Source organism: Arthrobacter sp. Soil761 (assembly GCF_001428325.1).
Classification (GTDB): Bacteria; Actinomycetota; Actinomycetes; order Actinomycetales; family Micrococcaceae; genus Arthrobacter.
Genome location: NZ_LMSF01000002.1, coordinates 195,008 through 212,425 on the forward strand (window position 1 = coordinate 195,008; position 17,418 = coordinate 212,425).

The 17,418-nt window shown below is 67.4% G+C and carries 15 protein-coding genes and 1 pseudogene; 5 read left to right on the top strand and 11 right to left on the bottom strand.

The window, feature by feature from the left end; genetic code table 11:
• Positions 1-2 precede the first annotated feature (2 nt).
• The 3 genes and pseudogenes from tilS to dacB form a co-directional block, all read right to left on the bottom strand.
• Positions 3-1,076: a tRNA lysidine(34) synthetase TilS gene (tilS, locus tag ASG79_RS03330; RefSeq protein ID WP_200953139.1), complete on the bottom strand. Its 1,074-nt coding sequence runs from the start codon at positions 1,074-1,076 to the stop codon at positions 3-5.
• A 111-nt stretch (positions 1,077-1,187) separates the two neighbouring features.
• Positions 1,188-2,318, bottom strand: coding sequence for a zinc-dependent metalloprotease (locus tag ASG79_RS03335; RefSeq protein ID WP_026265930.1), 1,131 nt, complete (start codon positions 2,316-2,318; stop codon positions 1,188-1,190).
• Between the two features lie 162 nt (positions 2,319-2,480).
• A pseudogene (gene dacB / locus ASG79_RS03340) lies at positions 2,481-4,003 on the bottom strand (D-alanyl-D-alanine carboxypeptidase/D-alanyl-D-alanine-endopeptidase).
• Positions 4,004-4,158: 155 nt separating this feature from the next.
• Here dacB and ASG79_RS03345 point away from each other — a divergent pair.
• The 3 genes from ASG79_RS03345 (at position 4,159) to ASG79_RS03355 (ending at position 6,925) form a co-directional block, all read left to right on the top strand.
• The gene (locus tag ASG79_RS03345; RefSeq protein ID WP_018770264.1) at positions 4,159-4,647 is read left to right on the top strand and encodes an inorganic diphosphatase; all 489 of its coding nucleotides are present in this window, start codon (positions 4,159-4,161) and stop codon (positions 4,645-4,647) included.
• Between the two features lie 177 nt (positions 4,648-4,824).
• Positions 4,825-6,168 carry a carboxylesterase family protein gene (locus ASG79_RS03350; RefSeq protein ID WP_082581652.1) on the top strand — a complete coding sequence of 448 codons (1,344 nt, stop codon included), beginning with the start codon at positions 4,825-4,827 and terminating at the stop codon, positions 6,166-6,168.
• 4 nt (positions 6,169-6,172) lie between these two features.
• On the top strand, positions 6,173-6,925 hold the full coding sequence (locus ASG79_RS03355; RefSeq protein ID WP_018770266.1) for a DUF429 domain-containing protein: 753 nt from the start codon (positions 6,173-6,175) through the stop codon (positions 6,923-6,925).
• A gap of 7 nt (positions 6,926-6,932) precedes the next feature.
• Here the strand turns inward: ASG79_RS03355 and ASG79_RS03360 are convergent, their stop codons facing one another.
• Entirely contained in the window at positions 6,933-9,374 is a 2,442-nt protein-coding gene (locus ASG79_RS03360; protein WP_056388416.1) for a phosphoketolase, read from the bottom strand.
• 222 nt (positions 9,375-9,596) lie between these two features.
• Here ASG79_RS03360 and ASG79_RS03365 point away from each other — a divergent pair, with 222 nt between their 5' ends.
• Positions 9,597-10,196, top strand: coding sequence for a hypothetical protein (locus ASG79_RS03365; protein WP_056388417.1), 600 nt, complete (start codon positions 9,597-9,599; stop codon positions 10,194-10,196).
• Positions 10,197-10,243: 47 nt separating this feature from the next.
• Here ASG79_RS03365 and ASG79_RS03370 read toward each other — a convergent pair whose 3' ends face one another.
• The 4 genes from ASG79_RS03370 to serS all read right to left on the bottom strand — a co-directional run bounded on the left by ASG79_RS03370 (position 10,244) and on the right by serS (position 14,442).
• Entirely contained in the window at positions 10,244-10,828 is a 585-nt protein-coding gene (locus tag ASG79_RS03370) for a histidine phosphatase family protein (RefSeq protein ID WP_056388418.1), read from the bottom strand.
• A 62-nt stretch (positions 10,829-10,890) separates the two neighbouring features.
• The gene (locus ASG79_RS03375; RefSeq protein ID WP_056388605.1) at positions 10,891-11,784 is read right to left on the bottom strand and encodes an HAD family hydrolase; all 894 of its coding nucleotides are present in this window, start codon (positions 11,782-11,784) and stop codon (positions 10,891-10,893) included.
• 195 nt (positions 11,785-11,979) lie between these two features.
• Complete coding sequence (locus ASG79_RS03380; protein ID WP_056388607.1) at positions 11,980-13,023, bottom strand: hypothetical protein; 1,044 nt, start codon at positions 13,021-13,023, stop codon at positions 11,980-11,982.
• Between the two features lie 138 nt (positions 13,024-13,161).
• Positions 13,162-14,442 carry a serine--tRNA ligase gene (serS, locus tag ASG79_RS03385; RefSeq protein WP_026265933.1) on the bottom strand — a complete coding sequence of 427 codons (1,281 nt, stop codon included), beginning with the start codon at positions 14,440-14,442 and terminating at the stop codon, positions 13,162-13,164.
• 88 nt (positions 14,443-14,530) lie between these two features.
• Between serS and ASG79_RS03390 the strand changes: the two genes are divergently transcribed.
• The gene (locus ASG79_RS03390; protein ID WP_018770273.1) at positions 14,531-15,613 is read left to right on the top strand and encodes a diacylglycerol/lipid kinase family protein; all 1,083 of its coding nucleotides are present in this window, start codon (positions 14,531-14,533) and stop codon (positions 15,611-15,613) included.
• 67 nt (positions 15,614-15,680) lie between these two features.
• Here the strand turns inward: ASG79_RS03390 and ASG79_RS03395 are convergent, their stop codons facing one another.
• The 3 genes from ASG79_RS03395 to ASG79_RS03405 form a co-directional block, all read right to left on the bottom strand.
• Positions 15,681-15,884 carry a hypothetical protein gene (locus ASG79_RS03395; RefSeq protein WP_056388420.1) on the bottom strand — a complete coding sequence of 68 codons (204 nt, stop codon included), beginning with the start codon at positions 15,882-15,884 and terminating at the stop codon, positions 15,681-15,683.
• A 94-nt stretch (positions 15,885-15,978) separates the two neighbouring features.
• Positions 15,979-16,959: a prephenate dehydratase gene (pheA, locus tag ASG79_RS03400; RefSeq protein ID WP_056388422.1), complete on the bottom strand. Its 981-nt coding sequence runs from the start codon at positions 16,957-16,959 to the stop codon at positions 15,979-15,981.
• Positions 16,959-17,285, bottom strand: coding sequence for a rhodanese-like domain-containing protein (locus ASG79_RS03405; protein ID WP_056388424.1), 327 nt, complete (start codon positions 17,283-17,285; stop codon positions 16,959-16,961). The genes pheA and ASG79_RS03405 overlap by 1 nt, the downstream gene beginning before the upstream one ends.
• Between the last annotated feature and the right edge of the window lie 133 nt (positions 17,286-17,418).

Sequence of the window (17,418 nt, forward strand, 5' to 3'; positions counted from 1 at the left end):
GACTATTTTGCGGGCGGTTTTTGGGACCGGAATACTAGCTTCCCACAGCGCGCCCGTTCGCGGGGAACAGAACCGGGGCCGCCCTGGGCACCCGGCACGCCGGCGTCCTTTGATCCCTCCAGCTGTGCCAGCGACAGCCGGTACACGCTGACGCCGCCGGGAAGCTCCACCGGACCCGCGGAACCCTGGCGCCGCAGCAGCGCTTCCGCCGCCAAAAGGCGCTGGTAGCTGGGCTGCTGGCCGCCGACGTCGGCCGCTGCCTTGGCGATCACACGGAACCTGATGGCCGGGGCCACGGCACGCAACGCCTCCTCGGGCAGCGCCAGTGTGCCGCCGTCCCGCTCCACCAGGGAGGCGAAGGTGCTTTCCGCCACAGCCTCCAGGTAATCGGCGTCAAGCTGCAGGATGGCGGCGGTCCGGGCCAGGGATTCGGCAACCCCGGGACCCAGGTTCTCCTCGAGGTGCGGAAGGACCTCCACGCGGGTCCGGGAGCGTGCAAAGGCGGGATCGGCGTTGGTGGGATCGTGCCAGGGATCCAGGTCCTCCACCGCGCAGATCTCCTCGGTGTCCGCCCTGCGCAGGCCGAGGAACGGGCGCAGCAGGACACTGTTTCCGGCGCCTGCCCGGGACGGCCGCATGCCCGCGAGCGAGCGGGAGCCGGAGCCCCGGGCCAGGCCCAGCAGTACCTGCTCCGCCTGGTCGTCGAGCGTGTGGCCCAGCAGGATGGCGCCGGCGCCCTGTCCCGCCGCGGCGGCTTCGAGCGCGGCGTGCCGGGCTTCGCGTGCGGCGGCCTCTGGGCCCATACCGGCACCAGCCACCGTGACCGTGCGGATCTCAACCGGTGAAAGGCCCAGCTCCTCCAGGGTCTTGGCGGTGCGCGCGGCAATGTCGCCGGACCCCTCCTGCAGCTGGTGGTCCACCACCACGGCTCCCACGGTCAGCGGGCGTCCGTCCACATGCCCGCGCCGGGCAAAGTACGCAGCGACGGCGGCCAGCGCCAGGGAATCGGGGCCTCCGCTGCACGCCACGACGACGTGGCCGGGATATCCGGCATCGGCGAGCGCGTTTTGCAGCATCCTGCGCGCAGTCCCGACGACGGGCGCGAGCCTTCCGGGCCGGCGCCGTCCGCTGCGTGGCCCGGCGGTGCCGGCAGGCCACTCAGTCCCGGGTACAGGTGTGTCCGTCAATCAGTGACCCATCCGCTCAAGCCACAGCTTGGCGTCGTGGATTTCGGGCTCGGTAGGCAGGTGGTCCACGGACTCCCAGACTTTGTTGAAGCCGTCCATTCCGGCCACGTCCACCACGGCCCGGACGAAGCGGGCGCCGTCGGAGTACTGGCGCATCTTGGCGTCCAGGCCCAGGAGGCTGCGGATGAACTTCTCGATCACGCCCCGGTCCTTGCCGCGGTCGTTGAACCGCTGCCGGATGGTCTTCACGGACGGGACGATGCTGGCGTCGACGGCGTCCATCACCACGTTGGCGTGCCCTTCGAGGAGGCTCATGACGGCGGTGAGGTGCGAGATGGCGGCCTTTTCCTCCGGATCCTGCAGCAGGTCCAGGATGGCGCCGCGGCCGGGAGTGTTTCCGGTGGCGGAGCGGTCCTTCAGGGAGCGGGCAGCAGCGGTGGCGCGCTCCATCAGGGTGTCGACGTTGCCCAGCAGGTGGCCGCTGAGTTCGTCGATTTGTTCCAGCATGTGGTGCCGCAGCCAGGGGGCGGCCGCGAATTGGACACGGTGGGTTTGCTCGTGCAGGCAGACCCAGAGCCGGAAGTCCTCGGGCGTGACGTTGAGTTCCCGTTCCACCGACACGATGTTGGGGGCCACCAGCAGGAGCCGGCCGGCCGCGGGAGCCGTGGAGTTTTCTGCCAGCGCCGCGAAGGGATCGTACTGGCCCAGGACCTTGCTGGACAGGAAGGCAAGCACGGCGCCCAACTGGCTGCCGGTGATGGCGCCGCTGACCTGGGCGGCAGCGGGGCTGAGGCTTCCGCGGCGGCTGTCCAGCATCTTCTGCATTGCGGGTTTGAGCATCACCGCGAAACTCTGCGTGTTGGCTTTGGCCCAGGACGCTCGGTCCACCACCAGCACCGAGGAATCGCGAAGGTCGCGCGCCGCCTCCAGGCCGGTGATGTCGTGCACGTGCGGAACGGAAGCGTCCGCCAGCCGTCGAAGGCTGTCCACCGCTTCCCCGATGGCCTTTTCATCGAGCTCCGGCCCGGCGGGAGCCAGCCGCGCTGCGGCAGACGCAGCGAGGTCCCAGTTGATCAGGGACTGGGCTGTTGGGGACAACGTCGATGCGGATTCGCGCGCAGTGGACTCCATGGTTCCCATCAGAACACAGCAGGCTGGGGATCGTCCTTAAGTTCGCTGACCGGCGAACTTGCACAGCCCCGGCACAGGAGGCCAGAAGCGCCGTCCCAGTCCAGGCCGGCACGTTGGAAGTGCAGGAGGAATCCCCCTCATGGAGTACCAATGGCAGCCGTGCTAGCGGCAGCCGCAGCCCGCCAGCGCCGTGGCGGCCCGGTCCAGGGCTTCCTTGTTGCCGGCCGCGCCCGGGGTCAGGCCGTTGCCGATGAAGGAGAAGACCAGGAGCCGCCCGTCGGAGTCCACCACATATCCGCTCAGCGCCAGAACGGTGTTCAGTGTCCCGGTCTTGGCGCGAACCAGGCCGGCACCGCCGGACGTGGTGGCATCCCCGTAGCGGGTGTCCAGGGTTCCTGACAGGCCACCAACCGGAAAGCCGTCCAGGGCGGCCCGCAGCCTGGTGTCGGCGCCGGTGGTGATGGCCCGCACCACGTCAGTGAACTGGCGGGCCGCAACCTGGTTGCCCATGGCCAGCCCGCACACATCCACCAGCTTCACGGCGTCAGAGGGGATGCCCGCTGCCGCGAGTTCGGCCGCGACCACGGCCGTGGCACCGTCATTGCTTCCGGGCCGGCCGGTGGCCAACGCGGCCATCCGGCCCATGGTTTCGGCAAGGTAATTGTCAGATACCTGCAGCATCAGGTTCACCTGCTCAGCCACGGTGGCCGATTGGACGGCCGCCAGGGCTGGGGCGGCGGCTTGGGACGCGCCGGGTGAGCGTTCGACGCCGGCCGCCACGGTGAGGCCGGCCCCGGCACCTGCCGCACGGAGCCGGGCCGCGAACTCCTCCGCGGCGGTTATGGCTGAATCCTGGGGCCGGGGGCCGGTGGTGACGGCGGGGTCGAAGCGTGCAGAGTTGAGGGCCAGGGGGTACAGCGGCGCTATTTCGCCCGCCTCCACGTCGCCGCTCTGCCAGGCCGGATTCAACGCCGCGCCGGTGAAGAGGGAGTCATCCACCACTACCTTGATGTCTCCCGTGGTTCCGGCGGCCTGCAGGGCCTGCACCGTAAGGGCGGCAAGGGTGGCAAGGCCGGCGTGGCCCATAACCTGGTCCGGCTTCGACTCCCCGGCGGCCAGGAGGACGTCGCCGCCGCCCACCAGCACCACCTCCCCGGCGGCGGAGCCCGGCACCACCTTGGTGGCGAAGCGGTGGTCCGGCCCAGGGTGCGCAGTGCGGCCACCGCCGTCAGCAGTTTAAGGTTCGACGCCGGCACCCGGCTTTCCGCGCCGCCCCGGTCAAAGAGGACCTGGCCCGTGAGCGCGTCCTGCACCATGCCGGTGAAGGTACCGCCGCCGTCGGCCTTCAATGCCGGGTCCACCTGGGCTGCCACCGCTGACGGAAGGGGCACTGGGGCGGACTGCTGAAGCGGGGCGAGCGCCTGCGGGGCGGACAGGGTGGCGGGGGCCTGCTGCCAGGCGGGGGGCGCCGGGGCGGATTCGGGGGCTTCCGCAGCAAAGAACCCTGGGCCCAGGAATCCGGGGGCCACCAGCAGGGCTCCCGGGAGGGCGAGGACAAGCAGGATCAAGGCCGCCAGGGCCAGGGGCCAGGGCTTGCGCGGCCCTTTCGCGGGGGTCCGGCCAAGGCTGCCGGCGCGCGCGGACCGGTGCGCGCGCAACGGTTCCTGGCCGGTTGTTTTGGTCATGCTGGTGCTGGTCCTCAAGTCCTGAAATTTCCCCACAAGTTCCTGATTCCAGGGCCTCTCGCTATATCCTCAATAGTAGTCGGCGGCACCGACACTCTTTTTTGTGGGCCCGTCAAGTGTGCCGCGCACCCCCTGCAATTGCCGAGGAGCATTCCATGAAGCACGACGTGACCATCGAGATCCCCAAGGGATCGCGCGTCAAGTACGAAGTTGACCACGAGACCGGCCGTGTCCGCCTGGACCGCGTCCTCTTCACCTCAATGCAGTACCCCACGCACTACGGGTACTTCGAAAACACCCTCGGCGAGGACGGCGACCCGCTGGACGCGCTGGTGCTCCTGCAGGACTTCGACCTGCACCCCGGCGTCATCGTCGAGTCCCGCCCCATCGGTGTCTTCAACATGACGGACGACGGCGGCGGGGACGCCAAGATCCTCTGCGTCCCCGTGGATGCCCGCTTTGACCACATCCAGGAAGTCAGCGACGTCAACGAATTCCTGATCAAGGAGATCGAGCACTTCTTCACCCGCTACAAGGACCTGGAGCCCGGCAAGTGGGTCAAGGCCGAGGGCTGGGGCGACCGCGCCGCGGCCGAAGCCGAGCTGGAAGCCTCCATCAAGCGTTACGTGCCCGCGTCGCACTAGTTCCACGTCGCACTGGTTCCACCGGCGCACTGGTTCCACCGGGCCACCGCCTTAGTGCGGCCAGGCCCTGAATCCCCGTCGGCCGGACAAGTCCCCGCTTCATGCAAGAGGGATAGGTCCGGGAGGCGGGGATTTGTCGTTGTCCCCACTAAGGTAAATCTGTGGAATCGTGGGGCTGTGAGTTCTGAGCCAGCACTGACTTCCCAGCTCTTGTTCCATCCGCCCTGCGGCCCTGTCGCCGGCTGGCGGGACGGCGAGGTTATCCGCGCCTCAGGGATCCCGTACGCCGAGGCCGCCCGGTTCCAGCCGCCCGTGCAGGTCCCGGACTGGACCTCCGAGCTGTCCGCCACGTCCCTCTCCCCTGCCTGCCCCCAGGCGCCCGTGCCGTTCCTCGACGACGTCCTGGGCACCAGATACGGGGAGCTTCCGGGGAGCGAGGACTGCCAGAACCTTTCCATCACCATGCCCGGCGACGTCAGGCCGGACGAAAAGCTGCCCGTCATGGTCTGGATCCACGGCGGCTCCTACACCACCGGCTCCGGGGACCTGGCCATCTTCGACCCCGCCCGGCTGGTGGCCGAGAACCGCGTCATCGTGGTTTCCGTGACGTACCGGCTGGGGCTGTTCGGGTTCCTGGCCACACCCGCGGGGCGTCCCGGCAACCTGGGGCTCCTGGACCAATTGGAGGCATTCCGGTGGGTGCGGCGGAATATCCAGGCCTTTGGCGGCGACCCCCGCCGGGTCACCGCATTCGGCCAGTCCGCCGGTGGTGACGCGATCGCCCACCTGATGGCCACACCCGAGGCGCCCACACTCTTCCAGCGCGCCATCATCCAAAGTGCACCGCTGGGCATCACCCGCGGGCGGGCCAAAATGAACCACGCCATGGGCATCGCCGCCGAATCGGTCACCGAACAGACACCGGCCATGGACGTGGTGGCGGTCGAGGAACAGGTCACCCAGGTGGCCAAAAAGTTCGGCATGCTGGCCGCCATGCCCTTTGGCACACAGTACGGGCACGATCCACTCCCGGAGGAAGCCGGGATCGAAGCGGCGTGGGACCGGACGGCGCCCGGCATCGAGGTGCTGATCGGCCATACCTCGGAGGAGGCGCGCCTGTTCCTTCCCCGCAGCCCTCGACTGATGCGGCTGGCCGGGATCCCCTTGGTGGGTCAGCACGCCGTGCGTGCCATCGACTGGGTGGTCACCGAAACCGTGTACGGCCGGGCAACGCGCCGGTTCGCCCGGCGCCACGCCAAAGCGGGCGGAAACGCCCACCGGTACCTCCTGACCTGGCATGCCCCCGGCAATATCTTTGGCGCGGCCCACACCGTGGACCTGCCCCTGCTGCTCGGCACCAGGGAAACATGGGACGGGGTGGGACTGATCGCCGGCGCCCGCTGGGAGGACGTGGAGGCGGCTGGCCGGAAGATGCGGGCCCTGTGGGCCGGTTTCGCCCGCGGCGCCGACCTTGGGAAGTCCGGCGGCATCACCGGAGTCCTGCAGTATCAGGCAGCCTGAGAGCGTGAAAACGCTGGGCGTGGACCTGGCGGCGGCCACCAGGAAGACCGCCGTCGCGGTGATCGAGTGGGAGCCAGATACGGCCCGGCTCACCCACCTGGCCCTGGACGTGGACGACCAGGACATCGTGGAGCTGTTCGGCTCCTGCGAGATGACCGGCGTCGACTGTCCGGTGGGCTGGCCCGACGCGCTGATCCCGTTCCTTACCGGCCACCTGAACTTCGACGCCGATCCCGTCCTCGAGTACGACGGAATTGCCGGCCGGAGGCTGCTCGCCTACCGGGACACCGACCGCTTCGTCACGCGCGAAACCGGGCTGATCCCGCTCAGCGTCTCCGCCGACCGGCTGGCCCATCCTGCCATGCGCTGCGCCGTGATCCAGGCAAAGATCGCCGCCCTGCACGGCCCACAGGCGCGTGACGGCTCAGGACGCCTGGCCGAGGTCTACCCGGCAGCATCCCTGAAGATCTGGGGCCTGAACGGGCGCGGCTACAAGGGCCGGGGCGTCCCGGAAGCCGAACGCCTCGGCCTCCTGCTGGCGGCCCTCGAAGAGCAGGCGCCATGGCTGGACCTGGGCGGGCACCGGGGCACGCTGGCCGGCTCGGACGATCTCTTCGACGCCGTCGTCGCTTCCCTGACCGCCCGGGCCGCCGCCCGTCGTCGTACGCTCTTGCCGGACGGTTCCCATGCGCAGGCAGCGCGCAGCGAGGGCTGGATCCACCTGCCCTCCTGCACGCTGGACGAACTCCGTAACTAGGTGGGGGTCAGCCGCCCAGCTTCCAGTTCCGGATCTCCTCCGGGTCCTCGCCGTGGGTGCGGGTGTGCTCGCGCGCCCGGTTGCGGCGGTCCTGCAGGTCCTGGCGCAGGAGCGAGTGCTTCTCAGCCAGGCCGGGTACCCGGTCGATCGCGTCGATAGCCAGGGTGAACCGGTCGATTCCGTTGAGCATGGCCATGTCGAACGGTGTGGTGGTGGTCCCCTCTTCTTTATAGCCGTGCACGTGGAGGCCCTGCTGGTTGGTCCGCCGGTAGGCCAGCCGGTGGATCAGCGCCGGGTAGCCGTGGTACGCGAAGATGACCGGCTTGTCGGCGGTGAAAATCCCGTCGAAGTCATGGCCGGGGAGGCCGTGTGGGTGCTCGCTGTCGTCCTGCAGCCGCATCAGGTCCACCACGTTCACCACCCGCACCTTGAGTCCGGGCGCGCCCTTCCGGAGCAGTTCGGCGGCCGCCACGGTCTCCACGGTGGGGACGTCACCGGCGCAGGCCAGGACGACGTCGGGCTCCTCGCCGGGCACCTCGGAACCGGCAAACGTCCAGATCCCCAGGCCGCGGCGGCAATGGTTGGCGGCATCGGCCGGACCGAGCCAGGTGGGTGAGGGCTGCTTCCCACTCACCACGATGTTCACGTAGTCCGTGGAGGCCAGGCAGTGCTCCATGACGGAGAGCAGGGTGTTGGTGTCCGGCGGCAGGTAGACCCGGATGACCTCGGCCTTCTTGTTCACGGCGTGGTCGATGAAGCCGGGGTCCTGGTGCGAGAAGCCGTTGTGGTCCTGCTGCCACACGTGCGACGACAGCAGGTAGTTCAGGGATGGCACCGGCTGGCGCCAGTGCAGCTTCCGGGAGACCTTCAGCCATTTGGCGTGCTGGTTGAACATGGAGTCGACAATGTGGACGAAGGCCTCGTAGCAGTTGAAGACGCCGTGCCGGCCGGTGAGGAGGTACCCCTCCAGCCAGCCCTGGCACAGGTGCTCGCTCAGCACCTCCAGGACCCGGCCGGAGCGCGCAAGGTGCTCGTCGACGTCGTCGATCCTGTACTGCCACACCTTGTCGGTGACCTCATAGACGTTCTGCAGCCGGTTGGAGGCCGTCTCGTCCGGGCCGAACAGCCGGAAGTTATCCATGTTCTGCGCAATCACGTCCCGCATCCAGGATCCGAGCGTTACCATGGGGCTGACCCGCTCGGTGCCCGGGCTGGGAACCTCCACGGCGTGGTCGCGGTAGGCGGGCAGCTTCAGTGCGCGCCTCAACAATCCGCCGTTGGCATGCGGTGTGGCACTCATGCGGAAGTCGCCCGTGGGCGCACCTTCGGCGACGTCGGGCCGGAGCCGGCCGTCGCCGTCGAACAGTTCCGCCGGCCGGTAGGACTGCAGCCACTCCTCCAACTGCTTCAGGTGCTCGCCGTTGGTGCGGACCTCGGACAGCGGCACCTGGTGGGCCCGCCAGGTGCCTTCCACCTGCAGCCCGTCAACCATGCGGGGTCCGGTCCAGCCCTTGGGCGAGCGCAGCACGATCAGGGGCCAGCGGTGTCCGCCCTCCCCCGCCTCTTCACCGGAAGCGTCCTGCCGGTGGGCATTCTGGATGGCCTTGATATCCGCCAGGCACCGGTCCAGGACGCCGGCGAAATCGCGGTGCGCCTTTTCGGTGTCGTCCGGGTCCGCCACCGTGACGAAGTACGGTTGGTGCCCGTATCCGCGCAGCAGCTGCTCCAGCTGGTCCTGGGGCATCCGGGCCAGGATGGTGGGGTTGGCGATCTTGTAGCCGTTCAGGTGCAGGATGGGCAGGACGGCACCATCCACGGCTGGATCCAGGAAGTTGTGGGAGTGCCAGCTGGCGGCCAGCGGACCGGTTTCCGCCTCGCCGTCGCCAATCACCACGGCGGTCACCAGCTGCGGGTTGTCGAACACCGATCCGTACGCGTGGGCCAGGGAGTACCCCAGCTCCCCGCCTTCGCTGATGGAGCCGGGGGTTTCCGGGGCCGCGTGGCTGGGGATTCCGCCGGGGTAGGAGAACTGCCGGAAGAGTTCGGCCAGGCCTGCCTCGTCATTGCCCACGTGGGCATAGATTTCCGAGTACGTCCCCTCCATCCAGGCATTGGCGACGACGGCGGGACCGCCATGGCCGGGACCGGCGACGAAGAGCATCTCCAGGGAGTCGCGGCGGATCACGCGGTTCAGGTGGGCGTAGACGAAGTTGAGTCCGGGGGTGGTGCCCCAGTGCCCCAGCAGGCGGGACTTGGTGTCCTCTGCCTGCAGCGGTTCCCGCAGCAGGGGGTTGGACCGGAGGTAGATCTGCCCCACCGAAAGATAGTTGGCGGCCCGCCACCATTTGTCGACGAGGCCCAGGTCTTCCTGCCCCGGCCCCTCCTGCCGTGCGCCGCCCTGCTGCACGTCGTCCTGCTGCATCTCATCCTGCCCAGTGCTGCCGGCCATAACCATCCTCACGTCGGGTGTGCCGCTGCAGGCGGCCGTTCCCCCATGGCAACAGATGGAGGGGCAGGCAGGCAAGCCCCGCCGTCGGGCTTTCCGCTCTTGCCACCCAGCGCCAGCCGGCATGGGCTCGCCCGGGCCGGGAAAATCTCCTGCCCAACCGGCAACCGGGCCCTTCAATCGGCCGTTCCGTAGTTCCTACTTCCGGGTAGTGTGGATCCAGAAATGTTCACGTTGACCATCAATCAGACGGACAGCCGGCGCGACGGCGACCAGGTGCCGCAGCTGCTCAAGGCGCTGCGGCACATCCCTGCGCGCCTGGACTTCGACCGGTCGGTGGAGGACGAAGTCCAGGGAATCGTCGACTGCCCGCACCAGGCCGTGGATGCCGCACTGATCGCACTTCGCAGCGGGCACTGGTACGTGGGGATCGGCGCGGGGCCGGTAAATGAGCCGCTGCCCAACCAGATCAAGGACGCCTCCGGCCACGGTCTGGTGTACGCGCGCCGGGCCGTGGACAGGCTCCGCAGCAGCAAGGAGCGGATCCCGGTGGCGGTGGAAGGACCGCTGGCCGATGTCGCCCACGACGCCGAGGCCATCCTCAGGCTGCTGGGCCATATCGTGCGTGACCGTTCCGATGCTGAATGGCGGGTGCTGGACCTGCTGACCCCCGGGGTCCGGGGGCAGCAAAAAGCCGTGGCGCAGGAACTGGGCATCACCACCCAGGCCGTCAGTAAAGCGGTGGCCCGGGCGCAGTGGAACGAGGAGCACGGCGCCCGGCCCGCAGCTGCCAGGTTGCTGGCACTGATCCTCGAAGCCCGGTAGCCAGCTGACTGTCCTGCCAGCTCTCTTTAGTTACTTTCAGGGCCGGCCTAGTTGCCGGCGGCTGCCATCACGGGCTCGCCGTTGAAGTACTCCAGTTTCCAGCCGTCCACCGCGTGGTGGTGCGCCAGGTTCAGCACCGCGTTGTCCACGCTCGCCAGGGTCTGGCCAATGGCCCGGCTGAGGCTCACGCGCAGCAGGGTGCCGTGGGTGACCACCAGCAGCCGCTGGCCGCGGAACTCCTCCGCCAGCGCCTCAAGTGCGGCAAGGCCGCGGCCGGCGGCCTCGTCTTCACTTTCCGCGCCCTTGAAGCCGCCCGGAATGCGCAGCGCGTCCAGCTCGGGTCCGGCCTGCATCCCTTCGGCCGGGCCGAAACTGCGCTCGGTGAGTTCCGGAACGCGCCGGGAAACCGCCAGCCCGAGCCCTTCGGCAATCAGGTCTGCGGTTTCCGCGGCACGGCTGAGGGGCGACGAAACGATTGCGTCCCATTCGTACGGGGCAAGGACGGCGACGGCGTCGCTCGCCTGGCCGCGTCCGACGTCGTTCAAGGGGATGTCGGTGGCTCCCTGCAACCGGCGCTCGGCATTCCAGTCGGTCTGGCCATGGCGGACGAGGGCGAACGTCGTAAGGGTCATGCTTCTATTCTGCCTTGACCCAGGACGCGGTCCGGAATCGGGACGGACGGAAGTACCCCGGCCTAGAGGAGGCTGCGCAGCACGTGGGCGGCGCCGTCGTCGTGCACTGAATGGGTGACCTCATCAGCGGCGGCCACCACCTCCGCCGGAGCCTGGCCCATGGCTACACCCCGGCCGGCCCAGGTGAGCATCTCGATGTCGTTCCGGCCGTCACCGACGGCGACGGTGAGGTGCTCTTCAAAACCAAGGCGGACCCGAAGGTTTTCCAGGGCGCTGGCCTTGGTCACCCCTGCGGCAGCGATATCCAGCCACGCAGTCCATCCCACCGAATAGGTCACTCCCGCCAGGCCCACGTGGTTGATGGCCTCGTTGAACTCCTCCGGCGTGTTTTCGGTGCTGAAGACCACCACGCGGACGGCGGTGGCTTCCAGCATGGTGTGGAAGTCCACGCCCACGGCCTCCACCCCGAAGCTGGCGTCCTGGAACCGCTCGGTGGAGAGGAAATTGCCGTCGGCATCCTCGAGTGCGTACTTGGCGGACGGGAGGCGCTCCCGGAGCGCACGCAGGGCCGGAGCGGGATCGAACGTGGCCTTGTGGATCACTTCGTAGCCGTTTTCGAGTTCCGGGTGGAGCCGGAGCGTTACGCCGCCGTTGCAGCAGACGGCGTATCCGCGCTCGATTCCGATCTTCTCGATGATGGGAAGGGTGGCGTTCAGGGAGCGGCCGGTGGCGATCATCACCTGGTGCCCCGCTGCAACCACGGCCTGGGCGGCTTCCCGCACACCTGGGGACATGTGGCCGTCGTGGTTCACCAGGGTGCCGTCCACGTCCAGGGCGACCATGAACTTCTGGTCCACAGCGGCGAAGCCGAGGGTGTTGGTGTTGGTGTTGTTGTTCGGATTGTTGTCTCGCCGGTCATCGTTGCCGGCGACTGAGGTTTCAGTCAGCGTTGTCATCCACATAGTGAACCAGACGTAACTGACACGCGCTAGGACGCAGGACACAGGTTTATTGAACTGTTGGTAAACACGGCGGATTCCCACATCCCGGCGGTCCCTCGCGCAGCAGATCCCCCTGGGCGGACGAGTCCCCGTCTTCCCTGGACCAACAGTCCTCACCTCGTTCGCACATCCGTGCCTTCACGGTTCTGATTAGCGAACCAGCTTCTGATTCGCGGGCGAGGACGTGCCGCAGCCCGGGCGGAGTCCGGCTGCCAGGAGCTTGCACCGCAGCCGGCTGGGGTCCGTGAGGTCAGCCCATCGCCAGCGAACAAAGCCGTGGCCCAGCGCCCGGATCCGGTCCTCGCGGAGCTTCTCCCGATATACGGCCTCGTCGGCCGTCATCCCGTCACGCAGGGCGGCCTGGACGTACTTCCCCTTGCCGTCGAACTCACCCACCACCCTCTGGGAAGGCCACCAGAAATCGCTCCTGCCGATGAAGCCGTTGCCGTCCTTAAAGACCTGTTGAAGTACGGGCTGTTCGAAACCAAGGAACTCAAAGATGGCCCGGCTGTACGACTCCCCAACGGACTCCGGCTCGGGGCTCGCCAGGGCAGCGACCCGCTCCGCGCGGCGCCGGGCAGCCGCAGACGGAAGAGCCGCTATGCCGGCGGCAATGCCCGGCACGGACAGAAGGCTGGCACCACGATCCACAACGCCGTCGGCCAGGAGTTTGCGGGCGGCCCCGTCTGCGAGTACCAGTGCCTGGCTCAGGTTCGTGGAGGAAATGACATCCACGGTGGTCTCCATGAGTCCTGTGCAGAGGAACTCCCCATGGCGGACAGGTTCCAGCACGCTCTTGAGCCGGTACCTAAGCGGATAGGAACGCGTGCGGCGCACGTCTTGGGCCGTTCCGTCCCCGCCCAGGACCAACAGCGGCGATTTCCTGATGCCGCTTCGGCCGGGCAAGGCAGTCGCCAACTCCACGCACGGTGGCGTTCCCAGCGTCGGCAGACCGCTCGCCACCGCTGCCGTTTGCCCGCACAAAACGGCACCTTTGACCGATCTGGCGAGTGACGTCGTCGTCCATGCGAAGCGCTGGGACGGCAGCGCGTTGAGCCAGTCCTCGGTGGAGACGTAGAAGCCGCGCCAAATCCGCACCAGTTGCCCTGCCTTGAAGGCGCGGTGCACGCCGTCGGTGCCGGCGCCCGTGCGGAGAATGGCGGCAGTATCAATCAGTCCGGGCGGCATGTCCATTCCAACAGGATGTTGGACCATGGAAGCGCGGTCACCGGTCCGCTGCCTGTATGTGGACAAGCGTCCGTCAGGCCTAAGCATGTTCGCGGATCAGAACCATGAAGGTCCTGATCCGCGAACAAGCTTATGAAAGCTCCCTTAGAGAACCGGCAGGACCTCGAGGCCGCCCAGGTACTTCTGCAGCGCCTTGGGCACGTTGACGGAGCCGTCCGGGTTCTGGTGGTGCTCCAGCAGCGCCACGATCCAGCGGGTGGTGGCGAGGGTGCCGTTCAGGGTGGCCACTGCCCGGGTGCCCTTGGCGACGCCCTCGGAGTTCACCACGCGCTCACGGATATTCAGGCGGCGCGCCTGGAAGGTGGTGCAGTTGGAGGTGGAGGTCAGCTCGCGGTAGGCGCCCTGCGTGGGAACCCAGGCTTCGCAGTCGTACTTGCGTGCGGCGGAGGTGCCGAGGTCACCGGCAGCGGTGTCAATCACGCGGTACGGCAGTTCGCACTTGGCCAGCATTTCCTCTTCCCAAGCCAGGAGGCGCTGGTGCTCGGCGGCGGCCTCTTCAACAGTGGTGTAGATGAACATCTCCACCTTGTTGAACTGGTGGACGCGGATAATGCCGCGGGTGTCCTTGCCGTGCGAGCCGGCCTCGCGGCGGTAGCAGGAGCTCTGGCCGGCGTAGCGGATGGGGCCCTTGGAGAAGTCCAGGATCTCGTCTGCGTGGTACCCGGCCAGGGCAACCTCGGAGGTGCCCACCAGGTAAAGGTCGTCTTCGGCGAGTCGGTAGATCTCGGCGTCGTGCTTCACATCGAAGCCGGTGCCCTGCATGGTCTCGGGACGCACCAGCGTGGGGGTGATCATCGGGACGAACCCTGCCTCGATGGCCTGGTCCATGGCCATCTGCAACAGGGCCATCTCCAGCCGGGCACCCACACCGCGCAGGAAGTAGAACCGGGCACCGGAGACCTTGGCACCGCGTTCCATATCTATGGCGCCGATCAGCTCGCCAATCTCCAAGTGGTCGCGCGGCTCGAAGTCGGGGAATTCACGGGGGGTGCCGACGGTCTTGACCACCACGTAGTCGTCCTCGCCGCCCTCGGGCACGCCGTCCTCAATAAGGTTGGGGATGGTGCGCAGGAGTTCTTCCTGCTTGGTCTGCGCGGCATCGGCCTCGGCAGACGCCGCCTTAACCGAGTTGGCGAGCTCCTTGACCTCTGCCAGCAACGCCTGCTTCTCTTCACCCTTGGCCTGCGCCACCTTCTTGCCGAACACGTTCTGCTCGGCGCGGAGGTTTTCAAAGCGGATCAGGGCAGCGCGGCGGGCGGAATCCGCGGAGATGATCGCGTCCACCACTGATTCGTCCGCGCCACGGGCACGCTGGCTGGCACGGTATTTCTCCGGGTTTTCGCTGAGGTCTTTTACGTCGATCACCACACAAGGGTATCCAATACCGCGCACGACGGCGGGCGGCAGGGTGCGTGCCCCCACGCGCCGCCCGCACGGCTACTGTTGAAGCACCATGAGCGACTGGATTCTCTACCTGCTGATTGCGGTGGCGCTTGCCTTCGCCACCTCCAGCTGGTGGGGGGTGCGCCGCCTCAAAGCACTGCATATGCGCAGCACCGTGGCGGGGGAAGTTTACGACTCCGGGCTGGCGCAGCAGCGGGTGGCCGTGGTCCTGAATCCAATCAAGGCGCGGGCCGGGGAAGCGAGGGAAATCATCCAGCGCGCCTGCCTGGCAGCCGGGTGGGAGGAGCCTGTCTTCTTCGAGACGACCGCGGAGGACCCCGGCTTTTCCCAGATGCAGGCGGTTCTGGCCGGCAAGCCGGACGTCGTCCTTGCGGGCGGCGGCGACGGTACCGTCCGGGTGGTGGCCGAGGCCCTGGCGCACACGGACATTGCCATGGGTTTGATTCCACTGGGTACCGGCAACCTGCTGGCGCGGAACGTGGACCTGGATGTGAACGACCTTCACGGCAACGTCCAGACAGCACTGTTCGGCCGCCAGCGCTACATCGACACCGCACGGATGGCCATCGAGAACTCCCGGACCGGCCACTACTCCGAGCACATCTTCCTGGTGATCGCCGGGATAGGCATGGATGCCGAGGTCCTGGCCGACACCAATGACGGGTTGAAGAAGGCGGTGGGCTGGCTCGCGTACACGGAGGCGGGCGTACGCCACCTGCCGGGCCGGCGAAAGAAGGTTTCCATTGCGCTGGACGGAAACCCGGAGCAGGTAAGGAATATCCGCAGTGTGCTTTTCGCCAATTGCGGCCTTGTCCCCGGCGGCATCGACCTGATCCCGCAGGCCATGATCGACGACGGCATGCTCGACGTTGTGGTGATGAGCCCCCGCAGCGCGCTGGGGTGGCTGCTGATGTACGTGAAAATCATGTTCAAGCACAGCGGCAAGCTGCCCATCATGACCGTTTACCGGTCAGGCAGGGTGGTGATCAAGTGCCCCGAACCCATGCCCACACAGCTCGACGGCGACACTTCGGGTGAAGCCACGCAGCTCACCGTCCAGGTTCTGCCGCGGTCACTCCTGGTCCGGGTCAAGCGGGACGTCCATGGCAGCAGTGCCACGGCGGTGCGTTAGCAAAGGTGCGTTGACAAAAGAGCGCTGACAGCGCTGTTACGTGACAAAAGCAAGAGTGCTGCGCGGCTCAGGCGCTGGCCTGCTTCTTTGCATCGGCGGCCGCCTTGGCGGCAGCGTGGGCTTCAGACTGCTCGCGGATCATGGCCTGCTCTTCCTCGAAGCGCAGGCGGTCGGCGCGGTCAGCGTCATCCCCGTCCCAGTCCTGGTTGTCAGCGGTCGGCTTGGGGTTGACGATCATCCCCTGGCCGTCGTTCTCAGTGCTGCTGGTCATGACCCTCTCCCTTCGTCAGGGGCCATACCCCGTGTGGATCAAGCAAGCATACGCATTGTCCGCAGCCCGCGGAAGTAGTTCCCAAGCCATTTGCCTACGCTCTGGGCGAAGCTGCGGAACCGGTTTCACCTGCGAAGGATTCTGCATCGAGTATGGATTCCACCCATGATTGGGCCGCAGAGAACGCCGCGTCGGAGACATAGGCCGGGACCGGCGTCTCCTGCTTGTCTGCCCTGGCGTACGAGCCAAGGAAACGCGTCCCCGGGCTGATGCGGTGCAGCCCCGCCAGCGCGTCGGCCACCCTCGCCTCGCCTGCGTGGCCGTCGGCATCAATGCTGAAGAAATAGTGTCCCAGGTACTGGCCCGTGGGCCGGGACTCGATCCGGCTGAGGTTGACGCCGCGGCTGGCGAACTGGTCCAGGATCTCCATCAGGGCTCCGGGACGGTCCTCCGGAAGCGGCACCACAACCGTGGTTTTGTCCGCACCGGTCCGCGCCGGCAGGGCGCCTGGCAGGCTCACCAGGATGAAGCGGGTGACCGCACCCGGGTTGTCACCGATATCCTCCGCCAGCACGGACAGTCCAGCATGTTCGCTGGCCACCAGCGGCGCGCAGATGGCCGCGTCGTAGTGGCAGTCGGCCGCCAGCAACCCCAAGGCCGCGGCGGCGGTCGAGGAACCGGGAACGTATTCCGCATCGGGTATGTTCTTGTCCATCCACAGCCTGCACTGGGCCCAGGCGTGGCCGTGCGTGGAAACGCGCCGGACATCTTCCAACCGAGCCCCGGGACGGGTTACCAGGACAAAGCTGATGGGGATCAGGACCTCGCGGATGATCCGCAGTTCCTGGCCGGTGGCGATGGCGTCCAGCGTGGCCGTGACACCGCCCTCCACGGAGTTCTCGATGGGGACCATGGCGGCGTCGGCCGCACCTTCACGGACCTTCCCAAGGGCGGAGTTGACGTTCGACGCCGGGATCCTCACCGCCTCAAGGGCATCGGGTACCTGGAGGAGGGCAGCCTCGGTGAAGGTGCCTTCCGGACCCAGGAACGTGTAGGTGCGGGAAGTACCGGCCACTAAAGCACCAACGGCTTGAGTCCGTTGTCCGAAACCAAAGGTTTGCCGGCCTCCAGCCACTGGTCCATCCCGCCCGAGACGTTGATGGCGGAATATCCCTGGCCGGTGAGCCATTGGGCAACGCGGAAGGAGCGGCCGCCCGTACGGCAGATGACATAGAGGTCCTCGTCCGGATCGAGCTCACCCAGCCGGGCCGGGATCTGGTCCATGGGGATGTGGAGTGCGCCGTCAGCGTGGCCGGCGACCCATTCGTAGTCCTCCCGGACGTCCAGGATCACCGCGTCAGCGGGAATGTCATGCACGGGGACGGTATCGAAGTCACTCATCGGAGTCCTGTCTTGGCGGATCAGAGTCAGGTTTAAGCCTAGCTCTTCCGCCCCCTTCCACCGTGAACAGGTATGCAAAAAGCCCCGGGTTAGGCTGGTGAAGCCCAAGGAGGTTTTCATGTCCCAACAGCCC